Here is a 19934-nt window from a genome sequence, read left to right as displayed (position 1 = left end):
TATAAAAAAACCCCCTCGGTTTCATTATTTTTTATTTAATTCATTAATATTCTATACTTATGAGATTTATTAATCAAATTATTTTTATAAAATTTTTCACTATAATTTTATAAGAAAATACGAGTCCATATCAATTTAAATTTTTCATATTCATGTAAAACTTTATACTCACATATGAAAAATATACAGCTAAGGTAAGAACAATCCCTCAGCTGTATATTCCTTTTAAATCATCAATGTGCCATTTTCACTTTTAATCAATTTTAATATTTTTTCTTCTTCTCCTGTATCTGCATTGATATAGATAATAAATTGATCTCCTTTATAGCTTGCTTCAAATTCATAGCAATAAATTTCACCAAAGCTACTAGTTGGAATCATAGCAAGCTGCGGATCTTTTTCAATGGTTGCACGTAAACTTATTTTTTCCTTTGCCTCTTGAGCTGTTATTTTAGGCTTTTTTACATTTCTTTTATAGTTTGTTGTGAGAAAATGTGTTGTATCAAAGCCTACAACCTCACCATTATCTAAAGCAATCTTTACTTTAATTAAATCAGGATACATGATTACTTCATCCTGTTTATACGCATAGTTTATCAGAACAACTCCATCATATTTTACTGTATAAGTAGGAACCATGTTTTTAAATCCCTTATCTTGTAAAAACTTGGATGCCTTTTTTATGGCTTCCTTTGGAGAGATCTTTGCTTTTTTCACTTCTCGATTATTAAGAAGCCATGCTACATATCCATTTCTTTGGCTAATATCAATATATATAGGATTTCCCTTGTCTTTTTCTTGATTCTTAGGGATTACTTCGAAGCTGTAGGTATCGATTCTTCCTTGTCCATTTGTAATTTTTTCTACTTTATCAATTTTTCCTCCCCCTAAAAATTCTATCACTTTTTTCTCTGCTGCTTTTTGTGTGATTTTATCTCCCTTAAGCCTTGGTCTCATCCCTGCTATTACATGCTCTGAAAAAGGACCATCATAAATAAGTTCTGGATATTCTACCATTCTTTCTTCAAATTTATTAAATTTTAATTGGATAGAATTTTCCTTTTCTGCTTCTTTATTTAATTCTTTACTTCCCTTTCTTTTTAGTTCTCCCTTCCACACCGTACCTTTTAATGCTTTTTTCTGAAGGTCATGGAGATCTTCTGATAATTCTAACGCATAATTATGAAGTTTTTCTAAATTCCCAATTTCTTTTTTGCCCAAAGTCTCTTTATCCATGCTCCGATTATACATAGCAAAGGTATAATCCCCTAGTTGATTCAAAAACTTTTCTGTTTTTGTAATATCTCCATGTCTAATAGGAAGCTGTGATAATTTTTCTTGAGCATTATATGCATTCTGCCATATATTCGAATATAGTAGGACATTTTCTTTTTTTTGACTGGCTACCATCAATTTTGATAAATCTGTTGTAATCGTTTCTACGCTCCCCATCAAATCATAATACATTCTTTGAAATTGATTATCTAAAAATGTATAGTATTCATTCTTTTCCTTGTACTGATTATATCCCCATAAGCTAGTTCCTACTAAAGCTAAAGCAAGAACAATAATCAAGGCATTTTTTTTCATATCCTTCACCTCCTTAGTTTCCAAACCAATGTTTCCCTATTTTTTTCACTACTTTTCTTGACCAAATCCATTTACTTGTAGCCGTTGCAGGATTCCAATAATACAAGCAACCCCCTGTAGGATCCCATCCATTAAGTGCATCTTGTGCTGCTTTTACACAGCTATCTGCAGGAGCTAAATTAATTTGCCCATCACTTACTGCTGTAAATGCTCCAGGTTGATAAATTACTCCTGCAATGGTATTGGGAAAAGAAGGATGTCTACTTCTATTCAAAACAACTGCGCCTACTGCCACCTGTCCTATGTAAGGTTCTCCTCTAGCCTCTCCAGTTATAGCCTTTGCTAACAGCGTTACTTCATCATTCCTTGGTGTACCGCCACTGCTAGGTCTGTAGTCTGTATCTTTTTTACCAGCATTTACAGACATACCTAATTTTGCTGCTGTTTGAGGTCCCACTACCCCATCAGGGGTTAATCCATTTTTCTTCTGAAAATCCTTCACAGCTGTAAAGGTTCCTCCACCAAACACACCATCTACTGGACCTTTATAATATCCCCAAGTCTTGAGTTTGCTTTGAAGGGTCTTCACGTCTGGTCCACTAGAACCCCAATATAAGGTTCCTTGTGCAACCCCTATATTAAAAATAATAGAAAAACATACAGAAATGAGTATGATCAAAATACCTATTCTTAATGATTTTTGTTTCAATTTTTATCCTCCTTTCACATTTGATTCTTTATTATTTTTTGTAAACTTTTCATCAATTATTCCACATTGGGAAGCATGGATTATTTTGGATAAAAAATAATAAAGTGAAGAAACTTTCCTTCACTTTATTTCATTCCTACAACCTTATCCAGTTTTAACTTGGCATGTTCTAATATTTCTACCACTTTAAATTTTAGTTTAATAGGAATCTTATCTTCATGACTAGCTGTACTGATCATTTTAAATTCTTCCTCTGTCAGTACATTCATCATTTCCTTTTTTGTCCTTTCATCCGTCAAACCATTTTTCATATCAATGAAGCATAAAGGGGGAAATAATACACACCACCAGTTTGCTCCTTCTCCCTTTCCAATAACAACTCTTAATGCTTCATAATTTCCAGCAGGCATAGTAATACATCCATAGTTTTTTGTAGGAAAATCAAAGTCTCCTAATGAGGCTGTTACAAAATAATTGTAATCATTTTTTTGAATTTCTTCCATTGCAAGTTTTTCTATATTCTTCAAATTTTTTTCAATGATTCCTCTTGTCTCATCTAAACTTTTTGATTTTTCAAACTTAGGATTCATTTCACTAATAATTCGATCCCTTACCTTTAGCTTCAAAGCTTGATCCTCAGGAGAATCACTGTTGGCAAGTACATGAAATCGAATGAGATGCTCTTTATAACTCTTTTGATTGTTATATACATCACGAGTCAATCCATAAAATCCGACTGTTATAAACGTAATTAATATCATTCCGATAATAAATCTTTTTTTCATTTTCATAAAAACTCCCCCTATTGCTAATCTTTTATTATACTTTCAGTATTAGCAAATAGGGGAAATTTTAAACTAGATTTTATATATTTTTCCTAAAATTTTATTGTGTAACACCAATCCTTCTTATTTTCATATCTACATGAGCCTCCACTTTTGTTTTAGGAAAAATTTGAGACCAATCATCCTTTACCTCTTTCCATAAGTCTGGTTCATGTTTTCTCAAATATTCACCAGCCTGTATTAAATCTGCTCCGAAATCTTTTTGTATTTTTTTATAAGTAGTATCTATTTGTTCTTCAAGATATTTAGAAGCAGTTCTTTCTAATTTTTGAATATATTCATCATCAAGGGGTTGATCTCTTACTTCAAATAGATGCTGTCCTAAATCCCCTTCTGCTTTTATATGAAAACTGGTATAAATACTACCATCCTTTTCGTAAACCTTTTTCTTTGTCTTTGAATCTGTTATATGTATGGGCATAATCAAATCATCTACCTCTATGTGAATAACACTGCTCTGAACCTTATCAAACATAAACATTAAATTTCTCGTATCTTCTTCTCCTAGATAACCCACCATTTTAAAATCTTTTAATACAGCAGCTCCTGCAATCTTAAATTCATCCTTTGACGAAAAAATCCTTGGTGTAATAGCCGTCTGGCTTTCATGTAAGCTACGAAGGATATATCCAAAATCTGCATCTGCCAATCTAGCCGTTCCAAGATTTTGTTCCACTAACTCTCTAATAAATAGTCCAAGGACAGCTTCATCTTTTGTATTTGTATCTATAATTTTTTTTGCTTTTCCTGGTGTAATAATTAAATTAACTTTTCTTCCGATTTGAGGACTTCTCTCTATGGTGTCTAATACTTCTCTAAATAATTTTTCATCTTCAGCTAAACCCTCTCCAATGACAATGGCTTTTGTATGCCGAAAATGCATTCTTCTTCCTAACCTTGTACTTAAGTTGTCTAATATATCATAAAAATTTTTTCCTACAGAGGTATATACAAACTTCGGTTCTCCTTCTCCTTTTCCAGCAATTACTCCTGTATTAGGATATGCAATGGTAATCATATATCTGTTTCTTTCTTCATCTATAGCCTTCTTTGTCTCTCCTACATTTTTACCATCTCCATCTTTAGCTTCAAACTTATCTATACAAATCACTGCAACAAAAGCTCTTTTATCAATTTCTACCTTATCCCAGCATCCTGTAATCAATATCATAACCATCATAATACAAACAATCTTCCATTTATGCACTCTTTTTTCCTCCTTTCCTTTTTTTAAAACTACTTATGACTAAAAGTAAAATCGGTAGTAGTATTACATAAAAAGTACTCAGATAATTTGAAATCATATCCATATAATCTGCCACCTGAGCAATATTATCTGGTATCAATGCTATGAAATAAATGATAGGAAGGATAGGCAAAACAAAATAGTTTTGCTCCTTTGACTTTAAAATGCGACTTATTATTAAACTCCCACCAAAATATAATGTTACTAATGTCATAAACAAAGATAGAATCCAAATTCCTATGATAAAAGCTTCAACATTTTCTATAAACGCTCCTGGTAAATCTATTGTCTTAAAAAGTTCAAGGGATGGCCATATAATATGGGTGCTTTCAACTAATCCAAATCTTGTAACCGTCACAATAAGAATAAACATATATACTGCTGATACCATGATCACAGCGAAAGAAACATGCTTTTTTATATTTTGGGGTTCTATTACAAATGCTGAGAATAATAACATTAATTCTATCCCTACAAAGCTAAAAAAAATAATTGGAATAGCTTTTATAATTTTCGTAATAGGGGTCTTTAATACAGGTAAAAGATTTGTCAGATCTAGTTCTGGAAGAACAGGCAATATAATAACAACAGCAATCAATACCACAACAGGAAAAATAATTTGTGCCATTCTTGCAATAGGCTCTATCCCACTTCTAATTAAATAAACCGCCGCAAGTAGTAAAGTAATCATCAACACTTCAATAGGCGTATTAAGAAGGAGATATTCTTTTGTAATCTCCCCAAAAATTCTTACCTCCATAGCAGAAAAAAGAATACAGTATATAAAAAAACCTATCGAAATAATCATCCCTAAGGGTTTACCTATTAAACTACTACTAAATTCTACTACTGTTTCTTGAGGAAACTTTTTCACAAGGACAGCAATTACAAGAGCTATTACAAGAGCTATAAAAGCTGCTAGTAAAAGTACCACCCATCCATCAGGACCTACTACTTCTGTAAGCGTTCTAGGAAGGGTCAAAATACCTACCCCAATCATGGTTACAGCAAGAATTAATCCTAATTGAAAACTTGAAATTTTATCATTATTCCTCTCCATTTCCTTCACCATCCTCTGTCTCCATATCTGTTCTCATCTCTCCTAATCGATCATTATCACTTCTATGTAAAAATTCTGGTCTTTTTTTCATCATATGTAGAGGCGCTCTGATTAAAACATCTTTGAAATCTTTCCAAGTCATCTCACTAGCTACAAAAGGACTTAAGTAAGGTACTCCAAAGCTCTTTAAGTTGCATAAATGGGTAAGAATAATAATAATCCCTAGGATAATCCCATATAATCCAAGTACTGCAGATAAGATCATCAACATAAACCTCAGGAGTCTAAGGGATATGGCAAGACTATAACTTGGAACAGCATTTGCAGCTAGTGCTGTTATGGCCACTATAATTACCATAAGAGGACTTACAATACCAGCTTCTACTGCCGCTTGTCCTAACACAAGACCACCAACAATACCGATAGTTCCTCCAATGGGTCCTGGTAATCTTACACCCGCTTCTCTTAACAATTCAAGGGAGGCTTCCATAATAAAAGCCTCTATAAAAGCTGGAAAAGGTACATTTGTTCTGCTCCCAGCAACATATAACACTAAATCTGTAGGTAACATTCCTGGATGATAAGAAGTAACAGCAATATACAAGCTAGGAAGAATCAATGTGACAATAATAGATATAAATCTTAATATTCGAAGGGCTGAAGAAATAAAAAATCTTTCATTATAATCCTCTGATGATTGAAAAAGAGTAACAACTGTTGTAGGCACTAAAAGTGCAAAAGGCGTATTGTCTACAATAATCCCTATACGCCCTTCATAAAGACCTGCTGCTACTACATCTGGTCTTTGGGTATTTTGCATTTGAGGGAAAGGCGATCTCCATTCATCCTCTATAAGTTGTTCTACATATCCACTTTCTAAAATGGCATCTATATCAATCTTGTCTAGCCGATCTTTTACCATTTTTAATATATTTTTATTTACCGTTTCTTCTATATAAAGAATAGCAACATCCGTTTTTGATCTTTTACCTAACTGCATTTGCTTAATTTTAAATTTTGGATCACGAATTCTTCTTCTTACCAAAGCAGTATTTACCCGTAACGTCTCTGTAAAACCATCTCTCGCTCCTCGAATAACTGTTTCAGTAGTAGGTTCTGCAACCCCCCTCATAGGCCATCCTTTTGAAGAGATTACAAGAAACTTGTCCCATTTATCTAAAATCAATACTGTATCTCCTGCAAGAATGCTATCAATTGCCACATTTATATCATCAATTTCCTTAATATCCGATACGGCAATAGCACCTTTTTTTATAGCTTCATAGATTTTTTGCTTCAATACATGAAAATCCACTTGGTCATCAGGAGATAGACTCATCAAATTTTTTAATACAAAATCATTCAACAAATTTGTATTTACAAGTCCTTCTGCATAAATCGATGCAAACTTCATTTTTTGATCTTTTCCTACATTAAATTCTCTATAAACAACATCATCACAAAAATTAAGTATTTCTTTTATTTGTTCTAAATTTTCATCATAATCTTTCTTGACTGGAATCTTTATTTTTTCATCGTCTTTCTTTTGAAACAATTCTTCAAAAAAACCCATAATAGGTCCTCCCTTAATTAAAATATCTTAAAAGTTATATATAACAAAATCCCCCCTACTATATAGGTCCATCCTAAAATGGCACAAATCTTCATTTCTTTTCTTAATTTCTTTTTCTTTAAAGTTTTACAATCTATCAATAAACAAAATAAACCAATAACAATACTTAAAAACAACATATAGAAAGTATAAAAATCTTTCATTTCTTCATAAAAAAACGCTATCCACTTTGGCAAACCCTCATCACCCTCTTATTAAAAAATTCCCATGCAGCTAATGGCATATACTCATCTCGCCAACGAAAATTCAAAACTTACTTTCGAATTTGATCTGGCTCAAAGCTGTCCAAACAATTATACTTTGTAATCGTTATCCACAATTTTAAAATTTTATAATTTCCTAAAGAATAAAAATACTTCTACTATAATGTTTACATATTTAGGTAAGTCTATACAAAAAAGGAACAGTTAAAACTGTTCCCCTATAGAATGCTTTTATTCTTTTTTCTTTTTATCTGCAAATTTCACAATGGTATTTTCAAGCTCATCAATATGTTTTTGTGCTACCTGCTGAGCTTTTTCTGCATCTCGATTAGCAATGGCTTCAAGAATTTCCTGATGATCTGCTAATACTCCTTTTAACTCATTATATTCTACAAAATAGGTAATTCTAAATCGCTGTACTTGTTCTTGTAACCCCTGAGCAATCTGAATCAATTTGCGATTACGAGTAGAACGAAGAATTCTATCATGAAACTGCATATCCTTCTCGATCATTCCATCCGTATCTTTATTTTCTAGACACCTTTTGAAATTATAAGAGATCAATTCTAACTCTTCTAGTTCTTCATCTGTCATTCTTTCGGCAGCTAAATAAGCTGCTAAACCTTCTAATACACTTCTTACTTCTAAAACATCTAAAATGTCCTTTACAGATACATCTGCAACATACGCGCCCTTTCTAGCAATCATCACAACAAGGCCTTCTAATTCTAATTTTCTGATGGCTTCTCTAACGGGTGTTCTGCTTACTCCTAACTGCTCTGCTATTTGAACCTCCATTAATCTTTCACTAGGGCTTAAATCTCCATTTAAAATAGCATTTCTTAAATGTTCGAATACAACATCTCTAAGGGGTTGATAATTTTGGAGCCTTAATCCACTAAGTTTATTGATAGTCATTAAATCCCCTCCCGTCATAAGTTTTAACAAGATAAACCTGATTATATACCTTACTCAAATTCTCATAAGCACTTTTTGCTTTATTATAATCCTTGTAAATACCAAATACAGTTGGCCCACTTCCGCTCATTAAACTTCCCAAAGCATGATACTCTATCATTTTTCTTTTGATATCTCGTACAATAGGATGCATCCTTTCTGTTACAGGCTCTAACACATTACATAAATTTTCTAGAACGATTTGCAAATTTTTATTTTCTAGTGCCATTAGGATTTGATCTGTATCTGGATGCTTTTCAATCTTGTTCACATCTAAATTTTTATACACACTTGCTGTGGAGACACTTATATTGGGTTTGCACAGGACAATCCACTCATTAATCCCCTCTATAGGGGTTAATCTCTCACCAATACCTTCTGCTAGTGCTGCTCCACCTAATATACAAAATGGAACATCTGCTCCTAACTCTACACTAAGCTTCATCAATTCTTCCTTTGTAGCACCTATTTTCCAAAGCTTATTTAACCCCATCATTACTGCAGCTGCATCCGTACTTCCTCCAGCAAGACCTGCTGCCACTGGAATTTTTTTATCTATATATATTTGTATTCCTTTTTTAATACCAAACTCATCCATCATCAATTTTGCTGCTTTATATGCTATATTTCCTTCGTTTATAGGAATATATTCGCAATTCGTTTCTAATAGGATTCCCTGTTCTATATTTTTTAGTAGAATCTCATCATATAAATCCACTTGATGCATAATCATCTTTACTTCATGATATCCATCTTCTTTTCTTCTTAAAACATCTAATGACAAATTAACCTTAGCTCTTCCTTTTATTTTTATTTCATCCATTGTCGTCACTCCTTGTATTTCTTTCATTCTATTTTATCATTTTTGAGGATATAATTGTATGCAATATATTTTTCAAATCCTTATTAAAAAATCCGTGGAACGCCCACGGATTTTGTTAAAATTTATATTTAAAAGTCTTTTGAATAACAATCTGTTCTCCTGCTATCAATTTTTCTGGATTTTGTATATTATTTGTCTGTACTAAATCATCTACCGTAGTATGATACCTTTTTGCAATTTTCCAAAGAGTATCTCCTGGTTGCACATAATAAATTGTCATACTAGGTCGTTTACTAAGATCAATCATTTCTTCTAATTCTTCTGCATCCACCAAAACATCCATTTGTAATTTTTTACTTACACCACAAGTAGCACCTAAATTCACTTTAACTTCTATCTGCTCAGGATTAATTAAATTATAATCTATATCATTAATATGTAGATCAACGTCCGCTTTCATATTTTCTTTTGCACCAATCACTTCAACAAAATGTCTAAATGGAATTTCTTGATGAAAACTTCGTGCTGACTGATCTTTTTCTTGAGAGATATATAATACATCTGCTTCAATAATGCCTTCTATAATATTTTTATCTTCAACCAAATTAACATCCGTAATAACTGGCTTTGCATTTACACTAAATACCTTGAAAATTTCTGGTTCATCTGATGGAATATCCATCATTTCTTTTACTACCATATTTGAAGTATTCTTTCCTACCGTTTGGTGAAAGGTTATTTCCCTTTTATCCATTTTTAATAATTTGCTAGGAGAATATGCATCAATGACTACTTCCTTTTCTTCCACATCATTCACAGATGCATCTATTTTTACCATAGCCTCTATTTCAAATATTCTTCGATCTCCATCAATATTTTCTTTTACATCTGTATAAACTTCATCTGTCCTAAGTGTGGCTTTGCTATCCATATCCTTCATAGCACCTGTAACTTCAACAAAATGGGTAAAAGGAATCTCATGTTTTAATAGAAATAATGAATTTCGATCATCATCCCCTACATAAAGGGTATTTGTTTTTACAACACCATTGATGATGACCTTCCCATCTGTTACCTGCTTTTCCTTTTCAACTGCAAAGGCATCACATTTTAAGATTTCAGCAATTTCAGGAAGATTTTCGTCTATTTCAAAGCTTTCTCTTACAATGGTTTCCGATTGGTTATTCCCTACAATATCATTATAAGATACTGTTTTTCTTAAAATCTGAAGATCATCTAACCCTTCCACGCCCCTTAACACTTCTATTTTTGAAGGCTCAATACTTTTTCCTAAAAGATTTACTACTGTTTTTACAGCTATTTTTCTTTCATTGATAATGTTAAAATCAATATGTTCAACATCTGCTATTACCTGAATATCCATTTCTCCTGCAGTACCAGCAATATCAATATTTTGACTGAACCCAGCACTTGCATTCATACTATAAATTGGATATTCTCCACCTTCTGAAGCATATAATATTTTAAAATTTACAACTCCGTCTACAACGATTTTATCAGCTACTGCTTCTTTCCCTGTAATATTTATATTTCCATCCACTGATAGGATTCTTGAAATATCCGGCTTAACATCTGGTACAAGGATTTCTCCCTCTACAAGGGCCTGTGTATCTCCTTCCCCTATAACCTGATCTATCTTCAGTAAATCTCTCATTAACTCAACGGCCATTAAATTTCCTCCTCCTTCTCTTCTATTCCTTACTATAATGATATTTATGAATTTTTAAAATATGTACTTTTTTTGTTAGTCAACCTAATTTTATCTTTATATGTTTATGCTTGTATAGCTAAAAAAAGAAGTAGAAAATTTAAATTTTCTACTTCTTTATCTATATAAATATAATCCTTCTATATTCTTAAGCCATGGTAGCGACCATTACAGCTTTTATGGTATGCAGTCTATTTTCAGCTTCGTCAAAAACTACTGAATATTTACTTCTAAACACCTCATCTGTTACTTCCATTTCTTTTAGTCCGTATTTTTCATAGACTTCTTTTCCTACAACTGTTTCTAAATCATGAAATGCTGGAAGACAGTGCATGAAGATTACATCTTCATTATTTGTTTTTTTAATCATTTTCATATTCACTTGATAAGGTAGTAAGGTTTTTATTCTTTCTTCAAATTGATCTTCTTCCCCCATAGATACCCATACATCTGTATAAATAACATCTGCACCAACTACATCCTCTAGATCTTCTGTAAGGGTAATACTTGCCCCTGTCTCTTTTGCTAAATCCTTCATTTCCATTACCAGATTTTCATCAGGAAATAAATCTTTTGGGGCTAATGCTACAAAATCCATTCCTAATTTCGTCGCACCAATCATCAAAGAATTCCCCATATTATTTCTAGCATCTCCTACATATACAAATTTCACTTTATTTAAAGGCTTATCAATATGCTCCATAACCGTTAGAAAATCTGCAAGAATTTGTGTTGGATGATATAGATCTGTAAGTCCATTCCATACAGGAACTCCTGAGTACTCAGCTAAATCCTCTACCGTTTCTTGACTATATCCTCTAAATTCAATACCATCATACATTCTTCCTAATACTTTTGCCGTATCCTCTATAGATTCTTTTTTGCTAATATGACTATCATTACCTCCTAAAAAGGTAACTCCAGCCCCTTCATCCATAGCTGCAATCTCAAAGGAGCATCTTGTTCTAGTAGAAGATTTTTCAAATAATAATACAACATTTTTTCCTGCTAGTAATTTTTCATGATCTCCTACTCTTTTTTTATTTTTTAAATTTTTAGATAAATTTAATAGATACATGATTTCTCTCGGTGTAAACTCCTTCAGTGTGAGAAAACTTTTACCTTTTAAGTTAATGGGCACCTCTTTTCCTCCTATTCTTTTCAATGTTTCCCTGTTTTAATCTAATACTTCTATCATTCTTTTTCCTTCCCTAATCATCTTCTCCACATGCTGTTTTGCCGTAGAACCCTGTGATTTTTTAGATACAATACAATTTTCTATTTTTATAGTTTCAAGAATGTCTTCTGTAAATACACTTGAAAAATCCTTAAATTCTTCTAAACTTAAATCTTCCATGGTTTTATTATTTTGTACACAGTAAAGAACCATTTTACCTACCACTTCATGAGCACTTCTAAAGGCCAATCCTTTTTTCACAAGATAATCTGCCACATCTGTAGCATTCATAAATCCTTCTTTTGTAGCTTTTTTCATATTATCTTTTCTTATTTTCATTGTTTTAATCATTTCATCAAAAATCTCAAGACAAATGCTTACATTTTCAACCGTATCAAAAAGGGGTGGTTTATCTTCCTGCATATCCTTGTTATACGCAAGGGGCAATGCTTTCATAATGGTTAATAAATTAAAGAGATTTCCATAAACCCTTCCTGTTTTTCCTCGAATCAATTCTGCCACATCAGGGTTTTTCTTTTGGGGCATAATACTACTTCCTGTACTATATGCATCATCCATCTCTACAAAATTAAATTCAGCACTATTAAAGATAATTAACTCTTCACAAAATCTGCTTAGGTGCATCATCATCATTGACGCATCACTGATAAATTCAATGACAAAATCTCTATCACTTACTGCATCCAAAGAATTTTCGCATATTCCAAAAAAATCTAGTTCTTCTCTTAAAAACTCCCGATCTGTCTCATAAGTAGTCCCTGCTAATGCTCCTGCTCCTAAAGGCATCATATTTACCCTTTTATAACAATCCTTAAGTCTTAAATAATCTCGTTTAAACATTTGAAAATACGCCATCAGATGATATCCTAAAGTAATGGGTTGCGCCCTTTGAAGATGGGTATATCCTGGCATAATTGTGTTTATATGCTTTTCTGACAAAGCAATTAAAGTATTTAACAAGTTCTTTATTTTTTCACAAATCCTATTGATTTGATCTCTTAGATATAATCTTATATCTACTGCCACCTGATCATTTCTACTTCTTGCTGTATGAAGTTTTTTACCTACTTCTCCAATTTGATCTATCAAGAGCTTTTCAATATTCATATGAATATCTTCATAGGATATCTGAAATTCTACCTTACCCTCTTCAATATCTTTTAGTATATTTTCTAGGCCTTCTATAATCTCTTTTCCTTCTTCTTCTGTAATGATATTAGATTTTTTTAACATTTTTGCATGGGCAATACTACCTATAATATCATGCTTGTAAAGCTTTTGATCAAAGGATATAGACGCATTAAATTCATCCACAAGAGCTGCTGTATTTTTTGCAAAACGTCCTCCCCATAACTTCATATCTTCATTTCACTCCTTTTGTATCTTTCTCATTCATAATGGCACGAATCGTTAATGGTAAAGCAAATAGATTAATAAATCCTTCTGCATCCTTTTGATTGTATACATCATCTTCTCCAAAGGTAACAAATTCTTCATTATATAATGAATAAGGTGAAGCTGATGCAACACACGTACAATTCCCCTTATAAAGCTTCATTTTTACTTTTCCTGTTACAACTTCTTGTGTACTATCAACAAATTTAGATAATGCCACTCTAAGAGGTGTAAACCATAGTCCATCATAAACAAGCTGGGCATACTTTTCTGATACAATTTTTTTATAACTTAAAGTATCTCTATCTAATGTAAGCTTTTCTAGGGCTTTATGGGCCTTAAAAAGAATGGTTCCTCCTGGCGTTTCATAAATACCTCTAGATTTCATCCCAACCAATCTATTCTCAATAATATCAATAGTTCCTACGCCATTTTCTCCAGCTAATTGATTTAATACCTCCATCATGCTTACAGGATTATAGTTTTCACCATTTATTTTAACCGGTATTCCTTTTTCAAATTCAATTTCAATAAAGGCAGGTGTATCAGGTGCATTTTGAGGAGATACACTCATCATGTATATACTTTCATCATGTTCATTCCATGGTTCTTCTAAATTTCCACCCTCATGACTAATATGCCAGATGTTTTGATCTCTACTATAAATTTTCTCTTTTGTAACAGCAATTGGAATATTATGTTTCTCTGCATATTCAATACAATCTTCTCTTGATTTTAAATCCCATATTCTCCAAGGGGCAATAATCTTTAAGTGTGGATTCAAAGCTTTAATAGTAGCTTCAAAACGAACCTGATCATTTCCTTTTCCAGTAGCTCCATGAGCAATGGCTACTGCGCCTTCCTTTTCTGCTATCTCAACTAATTTTTTTGCAATAAGTGGTCTAGCAAAGGATGTTCCTAATAAATAATCATCTTCATAAACAGCAGACGCCTTAAGAGTTGGATAAATATAATCTGTAATAAACTCTTCTACTACATCTACCACATAAGACTTTACCGCTCCTGTTGCCAAAGCTTTTTTCTTTACTTCCTCAAAATCATCTTCTTGACCAACATTTATACATGCTGCAACCACGTCTACTCCATAAGTTTCCTTTAACCATGTAAGAATTACAGAGGTATCTAATCCTCCAGAATATGCTAATACTACTTTTTCTTTTTTCATTTTCATAGCCCCCTTCAAAATATATTCATGAATATATTATAACAAAATTTTATAAATATGCAACATATTTATTCATATTTATTTATAAATATTCATGCATTCATTTAGCACGCTTCTTTTTCACCTCTCAGGAGACCATCTATAAAATTTATTATGGATTTCTATATTATTTTGTAAAATATAGTCCACTTCATAAACTTCCTATAATATAAAAAACTCTTATAAATCCAACATTTAGGATTTATAAGAGCTTTTATTTATGCTTCAACCAATTCTCTATAAGCTTCTATTCTTTCTTTTGTTATGATGGTTCCACTATCTCCAACTAATGCTTCTCTTGCTTGAGACAAGGAAGCGATGATAGACTTTCTTCCTGGTTTTGACTGTGCAAATTGAATAGCTGCTTTCATTTTTGGTAACATACTACCCGGTGCAAAATGTCCCTCATCTATATACTTATAAGCTTCTTCCACGGTTATATGATCAAGATCTATTTGATTAAGCTTTCCAAAATTTATTGAAACTTTATCTACTGCTGTAAGGATTAAAAGGATATCTGCATCTAAATCTTCTGCTAGCCTTTCAGATGCTAAATCTTTATCAATCACTGCTGGTACACCTTGTAATTGTCCATCTTCTTTCTGAATAACAGGTATACCTCCACCCCCTACTGTAATAACAATTTGGTCTGATTCAACTAAATTCTTAACTGTATCTATCTCAACAATCTTAATCGGATTTGGAGAAGCTACAACTCTTCTAAATCCACGACCTGCATCCTCTACCATATCATATCCTTTTTCACTTTTTATTTTTTGTGCTTCTTCCTTCGTATAAAAAGGTCCTATAGGCTTAGTTGGATGAGAAAATGCTAAATCATCTTGATCTACTAATACTTGAGTAACAAGACTTACTACTTGTTTATTATTTCCTCTTAATTTTAGTTCATCTCTTAAGGACTGCTGTATATGATATCCAATCATTCCCTGACTCATAGCTCCACAAACATCAAAGGGCATAGCTGGTGTAATATGATTTGCTGCTTCATTTTGAAGAACTATTCTACCAACCTGTGGTCCATTTCCATGGGCAATGGATACCTTATATCCTTCTTCTATAATATCTGCAATATACTTTGATGTATTTCTAATGACTTCTAATTGTGCCTTCGCAGTAGCAGGCTTGCTAGATTCTTGCAATGCGTTTCCCCCTAGGGCTACTACAAGCTTTTTCATCCTCTATTCCTCCCCCCAATAATCAATCTATTTCCCTAAAGTTGCCACCATTACTGCTTTGATTGTATGCATTCTATTTTCTGCTTCGTCAAATACTACTGAATATTTACTTCTAAACACTTCATCTGTTACTTCCATTTCTTTTAGTCCATATTTTTCATAGATATCCTTTCCTACGATTGTTTTTGTATCATGGAAAGATGGTAAACAATGCAAAAAGATTACATCTGGATTTCCTGTTTGTTCCATCATCTTCATATTCACTTGATAAGGTTTTAATTGCTCAATTCTCTCTTCAAATTTATCTTCTTCTCCCATAGATACCCATACATCTGTATATATAGCATCGGCATCCTTAACCCCTTCTTCTATATTTTCAGTAAACTCTATTTTTCCTCCTGTATATTTGGCTACTTCTCTCATTTCTGAAATCAATTCTTCTGATGGGAATAATTCTTTTGGTGCTACTGCTACAAAATGCATTCCCATTTTTGCCGCTCCTATCATCAAAGAATTGCCCATGTTATTTCTTGCATCCCCTGCATACACTAACTTTGTCTTGTTAAGAGGCTTATTTACATGCTCCATGATTGTCATAAAATCCGCTAATATTTGAGTAGGATGATATAGGTCTGTAAGTCCATTCCATACAGGTACACCTGCATGTTTTGCAAGTGTATCTACTGTTTCTTGTTTGAATCCTCTAAATTCAATACCGTCATAAAATCGTCCTAGTACTTTCGCTGTATCTTCTATGGATTCTTTTTTGCCCATTTGACTATTACTCAAAAAAGTAACCTGAGCACCTTCATCAAAGCCTGCTACTTCAAATGCACATCTTGTTCTTGTTGAAGTTTTTTCAAATAATAAGACAATATTTTTTCCTTTTAATAAATCTCCTTCTTCTCCTGATCTTTTCTTTCTCTTAAGATCAACAGATAAGTCTAATAAATAATGTATCTCCTGTGGTGTAAAATCCTTTAATGTTATAAAATTTCTTCCCTTTAAATTAATTGGCATCTCTACTTTTCCCCCTTAAATTTATGATTTAGTGATTCATTCTAATTTCAATATAAATGTTTTAATCCGCCTATAGTTTTTCCCTAACAAGGGGCATACTCATACATCTTGGACCTCCGCGCCCTCTTGAAAGCTCTGAGCTTGGCATGATATGTGTTTTTATTCCATACTCTTGTAAGATTCTATTTGTCACATAATTTCTTGCATATACAATTACCTCACCAGGTGCTATAGCTAATGTATTTGATCCATCATTCCATTGTTCTCTAGCAGCATCAATTTTATCTCTACCTGCACAGCCAATCAAAGTTACATCTTTCAGGCCTAAATATTTTTTTAATATATCTTCTAATGTAGCGTTTTCTTCTTGAATCCTTAGTTGATTCTCTTCACTCTTCTTTATTGAAAAAACCTGTAAAGGCCCTTCTATTTCTGGATGTATAGTAAATTTATCATAATCAACCATTGTAAACACCGTATCTAAATGCATAAAGGCTCTTTTCTTCGGAATATTAAATGCCAAAATCGTTTCGAAGCTTTGTCCATCTCTAAAAATATTTTTAGCAAATTTCTCTATAGATACAGCATCTGTTCTTTCTGATATTCCTATAGCAATAACTTTATCGCTTAAAACTAATTCGTCTCCTCCTTCAAGAGAAGATTCTTCGTGTCGATTGAACCATATTTTCACATCTGTATCTTTAAATCTTGGATGATTTTCAAATATATATTTAGCAAATAATGTTTCTCTGTTTCTTGTTTCCGTTCTCATATGATTTAACGTGATTCCTGTTCCTATAGTTGCAAATGGATCTCTTGTAAAATATAAGTTTGGCATTGGATCTAATAAAAATGGATAATCCCTATTTACAGCATCTGCTAATGATCTCATTTTCACATTTGAAATTTCCTTTTTTCTCACACCCATCATCATTTTTTCTATTAACTCTTTATGATTAAATCCTTCAAAATATTTTTTTAATGCTTCTTTAATCCCTTCACCAGAAATTTTTCCTTCTACTAGAAAATCTTCTATCAAATTTTCTCTGATATTTTTTTCTACTATAGATTCTGCTGCCAAATCTTCTAAATACAATACTTCTACATTATGATCTTTTAATATTTTTGCAAAAGCATCATGTTCTTGTTGTGCAATCTTTAAGTAGGGTATGTCATCAAATAATAATCTTTCTAATAAATTAGGTGTTAAGTTTTCAATCTCTTTTCCTGGCCTGTGTAACAACACTGTCTTTAATTTTCCAATTTCAGAAGTAACATATAATGGAAAATTGTTTTTACACATGATCCTGCCCCCTTTTGATCAACTATATTTTTGAATAATCATCCAACCTTTAATTTTTAAATCCCTTCTACCGATTTCTTACTAACCACTTGGGTAGTTAGTATTTTGTACTTAAATTATATTTTACAGTTTCTTCCGTGTCAATATTCGTGCAACACTCAACTTTCTTATTTTTTTGAATATTTTTACTTTTTTCGTCCTATTCCGACTTTTTTTGAATTTCTTATTTCCCGCAGGTCTATATAATCTCTCATTTTTAATAAATCATTTTTTTATATTCATTCAAAAAAAAAAATAAAAAAACTTTAGCTCACAAGCTAAAGTTATCCAATATCTATCTTTTCTCTAATTTTTTTCATATTAGGACCAAACTCTCTGTCCAACAACCCTTTATATTTAGAATATATTTCAGCAATCAATATGTCATGAGTAATAAAAGCTTCTGCTAAAAGCATAAATGATTTATTTTGAGTCCAAACAGCATAATTCTGTTCTACCTTAAAAATTCCAAATACACACTCTTTTTCATCTGCTACAGCTGTAATCCATCTCCCATGTTTATTGGCATCTATTTCCATTCCTTCCATCTCATGATGATATACTTTACCAATTTCATTTTCTGATTTACCATACATAACAGTAACAATATCTACGCCTCTTTTTTTAGCTTTTAAAATATCCTCATAAAACAAATCATATTCACTACGCCACATTTCAAAATATAAGCTCTTTTCAGCTTCCTTGATAATTGATTTGATTTTATTATTGATTTTATCTTTTCCTTCAAAATGCCAGATATAATCAACATGATTTTCTTCACTAATGGTTTTTAAATTATTCTTTATATAAGTAATTGATTCGTCTACATTGGCCCTATATCTATCTAAAAATTCATCAACTGGTAAGGCAGTATATTTAACTGGATTTGTTCCATTTACAATGGCTAATCCTTTTTGAATAATTTTTTTTATAATTTCATATATTTTAGACTGAGGTACTCCTGAAATTTTACTGATTTCATATGCACTAATATTAGGACTTTGTATTAAAGCAATATAAGCTTTTGCTTCATATGTACTTAATCCTATATTAATCAATCGATCGATAAGATTTTTCAAATTACTCTCCTTCATGTAATCACTCTTTTCTTCCTAATTATTGGTGTCATTATAGCATTGTACATGAAGTTTATCAAGGAACATCTTTCAATCCCATTTTTATCCTACGATTGATAACTTAAATTTTAAATTTAAATATTTTGCATAAATATTTAAATACTTTTATAAAATTTCATACTTATTTTTGGATAAAAATTAACCGCCTAGTATAAACTAGGCGGTTATAGAAGTTAACTAGCTTGAATTTCATTTTCTTTATCGCATAGAGTAATTTCAACTGTTTCTGTAAGTATATCTGAATAGCTGTAGGAAACTCTTCTTACCGTATCATATCCACCGTCAATACATACCACAAAGATGTTCGGGTAAGTTTGTTCAAGAATACCTTCTCTTACGGATATTTTCTTTCTTCCTTTGTTGGCTTTCAATCGAACCTTTTCTCCAACAAGGTGTTCCACGTCTTTCCTGATTTTAGCTAAATCATTCTTTTTAGCCATCGAATCACCTTCTTTCACAGAATACAGTACCATCATATCACATTGGAACATAATTGTCAAATATATGACCTATTATTATACAATGGATAAAAGTTATTGTCAATAAATCTTTAAAATTTAGTCAGGAAAACATTTGCATAAAAATTCTTTTTTCTATTCAACATAAGTTCTAACAATAGAAGCACCA

At 32.0% G+C, this 19934-nt stretch carries 18 protein-coding genes; all 18 read right to left on the bottom strand.

Annotation, left to right across the window (positions count from 1 at the left end):
• Positions 1-225 precede the first annotated feature (225 nt).
• The 18 genes from ypeB to K7H06_RS21075 all read right to left on the bottom strand — a co-directional run bounded on the left by ypeB (position 226) and on the right by K7H06_RS21075 (position 19747).
• Entirely contained in the window at positions 226-1590 is a 1365-nt protein-coding gene (gene ypeB, locus K7H06_RS21160) for a germination protein YpeB (RefSeq protein ID WP_223037974.1), read from the bottom strand.
• 13 nt (positions 1591-1603) lie between these two features.
• Positions 1604-2299, bottom strand: a complete 696-nt coding sequence (gene sleB / locus K7H06_RS21155) for a spore cortex-lytic enzyme (RefSeq protein WP_223037973.1) — start codon at positions 2297-2299, stop codon at positions 1604-1606.
• Positions 2300-2424: 125 nt separating this feature from the next.
• Entirely contained in the window at positions 2425-3090 is a 666-nt protein-coding gene (gene spoIIR / locus K7H06_RS21150; protein ID WP_246637593.1) for a stage II sporulation protein R, read from the bottom strand.
• A gap of 94 nt (positions 3091-3184) precedes the next feature.
• Positions 3185-4351, bottom strand: a complete 1167-nt coding sequence (locus K7H06_RS21145) for a Ger(x)C family spore germination protein (protein WP_223037972.1) — start codon at positions 4349-4351, stop codon at positions 3185-3187.
• Positions 4344-5450, bottom strand: a complete 1107-nt coding sequence (locus tag K7H06_RS21140; protein ID WP_223037971.1) for a GerAB/ArcD/ProY family transporter — start codon at positions 5448-5450, stop codon at positions 4344-4346. The genes K7H06_RS21145 and K7H06_RS21140 overlap by 8 nt, the downstream gene beginning before the upstream one ends.
• The gene (locus tag K7H06_RS21135) at positions 5437-7023 is read right to left on the bottom strand and encodes a spore germination protein (protein WP_223037970.1); all 1587 of its coding nucleotides are present in this window, start codon (positions 7021-7023) and stop codon (positions 5437-5439) included. Before K7H06_RS21135 ends, K7H06_RS21140 begins: the two co-directional genes overlap by 14 nt.
• A gap of 17 nt (positions 7024-7040) precedes the next feature.
• Positions 7041-7259 carry a CLC_0170 family protein gene (locus tag K7H06_RS21130; RefSeq protein ID WP_223037969.1) on the bottom strand — a complete coding sequence of 73 codons (219 nt, stop codon included), beginning with the start codon at positions 7257-7259 and terminating at the stop codon, positions 7041-7043.
• A gap of 258 nt (positions 7260-7517) precedes the next feature.
• Complete coding sequence (locus tag K7H06_RS21125) at positions 7518-8204, bottom strand: GntR family transcriptional regulator (protein WP_223037968.1); 687 nt, start codon at positions 8202-8204, stop codon at positions 7518-7520.
• Positions 8191-9066 (bottom strand): 4-(cytidine 5'-diphospho)-2-C-methyl-D-erythritol kinase, encoded by an 876-nt coding sequence (gene ispE, locus K7H06_RS21120; RefSeq protein ID WP_223037967.1) that lies wholly within the window; start codon positions 9064-9066, stop codon positions 8191-8193. Before ispE ends, K7H06_RS21125 begins: the two co-directional genes overlap by 14 nt.
• Before the next feature lie 115 nt (positions 9067-9181).
• Complete coding sequence (locus tag K7H06_RS21115; RefSeq protein ID WP_223037966.1) at positions 9182-10756, bottom strand: DUF3794 and LysM peptidoglycan-binding domain-containing protein; 1575 nt, start codon at positions 10754-10756, stop codon at positions 9182-9184.
• A gap of 187 nt (positions 10757-10943) precedes the next feature.
• The gene (argF, locus tag K7H06_RS21110) at positions 10944-11936 is read right to left on the bottom strand and encodes an ornithine carbamoyltransferase (RefSeq protein ID WP_223037965.1); all 993 of its coding nucleotides are present in this window, start codon (positions 11934-11936) and stop codon (positions 10944-10946) included.
• A gap of 36 nt (positions 11937-11972) precedes the next feature.
• Entirely contained in the window at positions 11973-13352 is a 1380-nt protein-coding gene (gene argH, locus K7H06_RS21105; protein ID WP_223037964.1) for an argininosuccinate lyase, read from the bottom strand.
• A gap of 4 nt (positions 13353-13356) precedes the next feature.
• Positions 13357-14574: an argininosuccinate synthase gene (locus K7H06_RS21100; RefSeq protein WP_223037963.1), complete on the bottom strand. Its 1218-nt coding sequence runs from the start codon at positions 14572-14574 to the stop codon at positions 13357-13359.
• A gap of 257 nt (positions 14575-14831) precedes the next feature.
• On the bottom strand, positions 14832-15809 hold the full coding sequence (gene arcC / locus K7H06_RS21095) for a carbamate kinase (RefSeq protein WP_223037962.1): 978 nt from the start codon (positions 15807-15809) through the stop codon (positions 14832-14834).
• A 27-nt stretch (positions 15810-15836) separates the two neighbouring features.
• The gene (gene argF / locus K7H06_RS21090) at positions 15837-16829 is read right to left on the bottom strand and encodes an ornithine carbamoyltransferase (RefSeq protein ID WP_223037961.1); all 993 of its coding nucleotides are present in this window, start codon (positions 16827-16829) and stop codon (positions 15837-15839) included.
• A gap of 70 nt (positions 16830-16899) precedes the next feature.
• Entirely contained in the window at positions 16900-18132 is a 1233-nt protein-coding gene (arcA, locus tag K7H06_RS21085) for an arginine deiminase (RefSeq protein WP_223037960.1), read from the bottom strand.
• 323 nt (positions 18133-18455) lie between these two features.
• Positions 18456-19250, bottom strand: coding sequence for a TrmB family transcriptional regulator (locus K7H06_RS21080; protein WP_223037959.1), 795 nt, complete (start codon positions 19248-19250; stop codon positions 18456-18458).
• A 230-nt stretch (positions 19251-19480) separates the two neighbouring features.
• Positions 19481-19747, bottom strand: coding sequence for a Veg family protein (locus K7H06_RS21075; protein ID WP_223037958.1), 267 nt, complete (start codon positions 19745-19747; stop codon positions 19481-19483).
• Positions 19748-19934 lie beyond the last annotated feature (187 nt).

Source organism: Crassaminicella profunda (assembly GCF_019884785.1).
In the GTDB taxonomy this organism is placed as follows: Bacteria; Bacillota; Clostridia; order Peptostreptococcales; family Thermotaleaceae; genus Crassaminicella; species Crassaminicella profunda.
The sequence above is the reverse complement of the archived record's forward strand: the minus strand, read 5'-3'. Positions and strand labels throughout refer to the sequence as shown.

Bases quoted from the DNA above. Each gene is read 5' to 3' on its own strand.
- K7H06_RS21115 (WP_223037966.1), bottom strand. From the start codon at position 10,756: ATGGCCGTTGAGTTAATGAGAGATTTACTGAAGATAGATCAGGTTATA.
- spoIIR (WP_246637593.1), bottom strand. From the start codon at position 3,090: ATGAAAATGAAAAAAAGATTTATTATCGGAATGATATTAATTACGTTT.
- K7H06_RS21140 (WP_223037971.1), bottom strand. From the start codon at position 5,450: ATGGAGAGGAATAATGATAAAATTTCAAGTTTTCAATTAGGATTAATT.
- K7H06_RS21135 (WP_223037970.1), bottom strand. From the start codon at position 7,023: ATGGGTTTTTTTGAAGAATTGTTTCAAAAGAAAGACGATGAAAAAATA.
- arcC (WP_223037962.1), bottom strand. From the start codon at position 15,809: ATGAAAAAGCTTGTAGTAGCCCTAGGGGGAAACGCATTGCAAGAATCT.
- argF (WP_223037961.1), bottom strand. From the start codon at position 16,829: ATGCCAATTAATTTAAAGGGAAGAAATTTTATAACATTAAAGGATTTT.
- K7H06_RS21075 (WP_223037958.1), bottom strand. From the start codon at position 19,747: ATGGCTAAAAAGAATGATTTAGCTAAAATCAGGAAAGACGTGGAACAC.
- ispE (WP_223037967.1), bottom strand. From the start codon at position 9,066: ATGGATGAAATAAAAATAAAAGGAAGAGCTAAGGTTAATTTGTCATTA.
- K7H06_RS21125 (WP_223037968.1), bottom strand. From the start codon at position 8,204: ATGACTATCAATAAACTTAGTGGATTAAGGCTCCAAAATTATCAACCC.
- argH (WP_223037964.1), bottom strand. From the start codon at position 13,352: ATGAAGTTATGGGGAGGACGTTTTGCAAAAAATACAGCAGCTCTTGTG.
- K7H06_RS21100 (WP_223037963.1), bottom strand. From the start codon at position 14,574: ATGAAAAAAGAAAAAGTAGTATTAGCATATTCTGGAGGATTAGATACC.
- arcA (WP_223037960.1), bottom strand. From the start codon at position 18,132: ATGTGTAAAAACAATTTTCCATTATATGTTACTTCTGAAATTGGAAAA.
- ypeB (WP_223037974.1), bottom strand. From the start codon at position 1,590: ATGAAAAAAAATGCCTTGATTATTGTTCTTGCTTTAGCTTTAGTAGGA.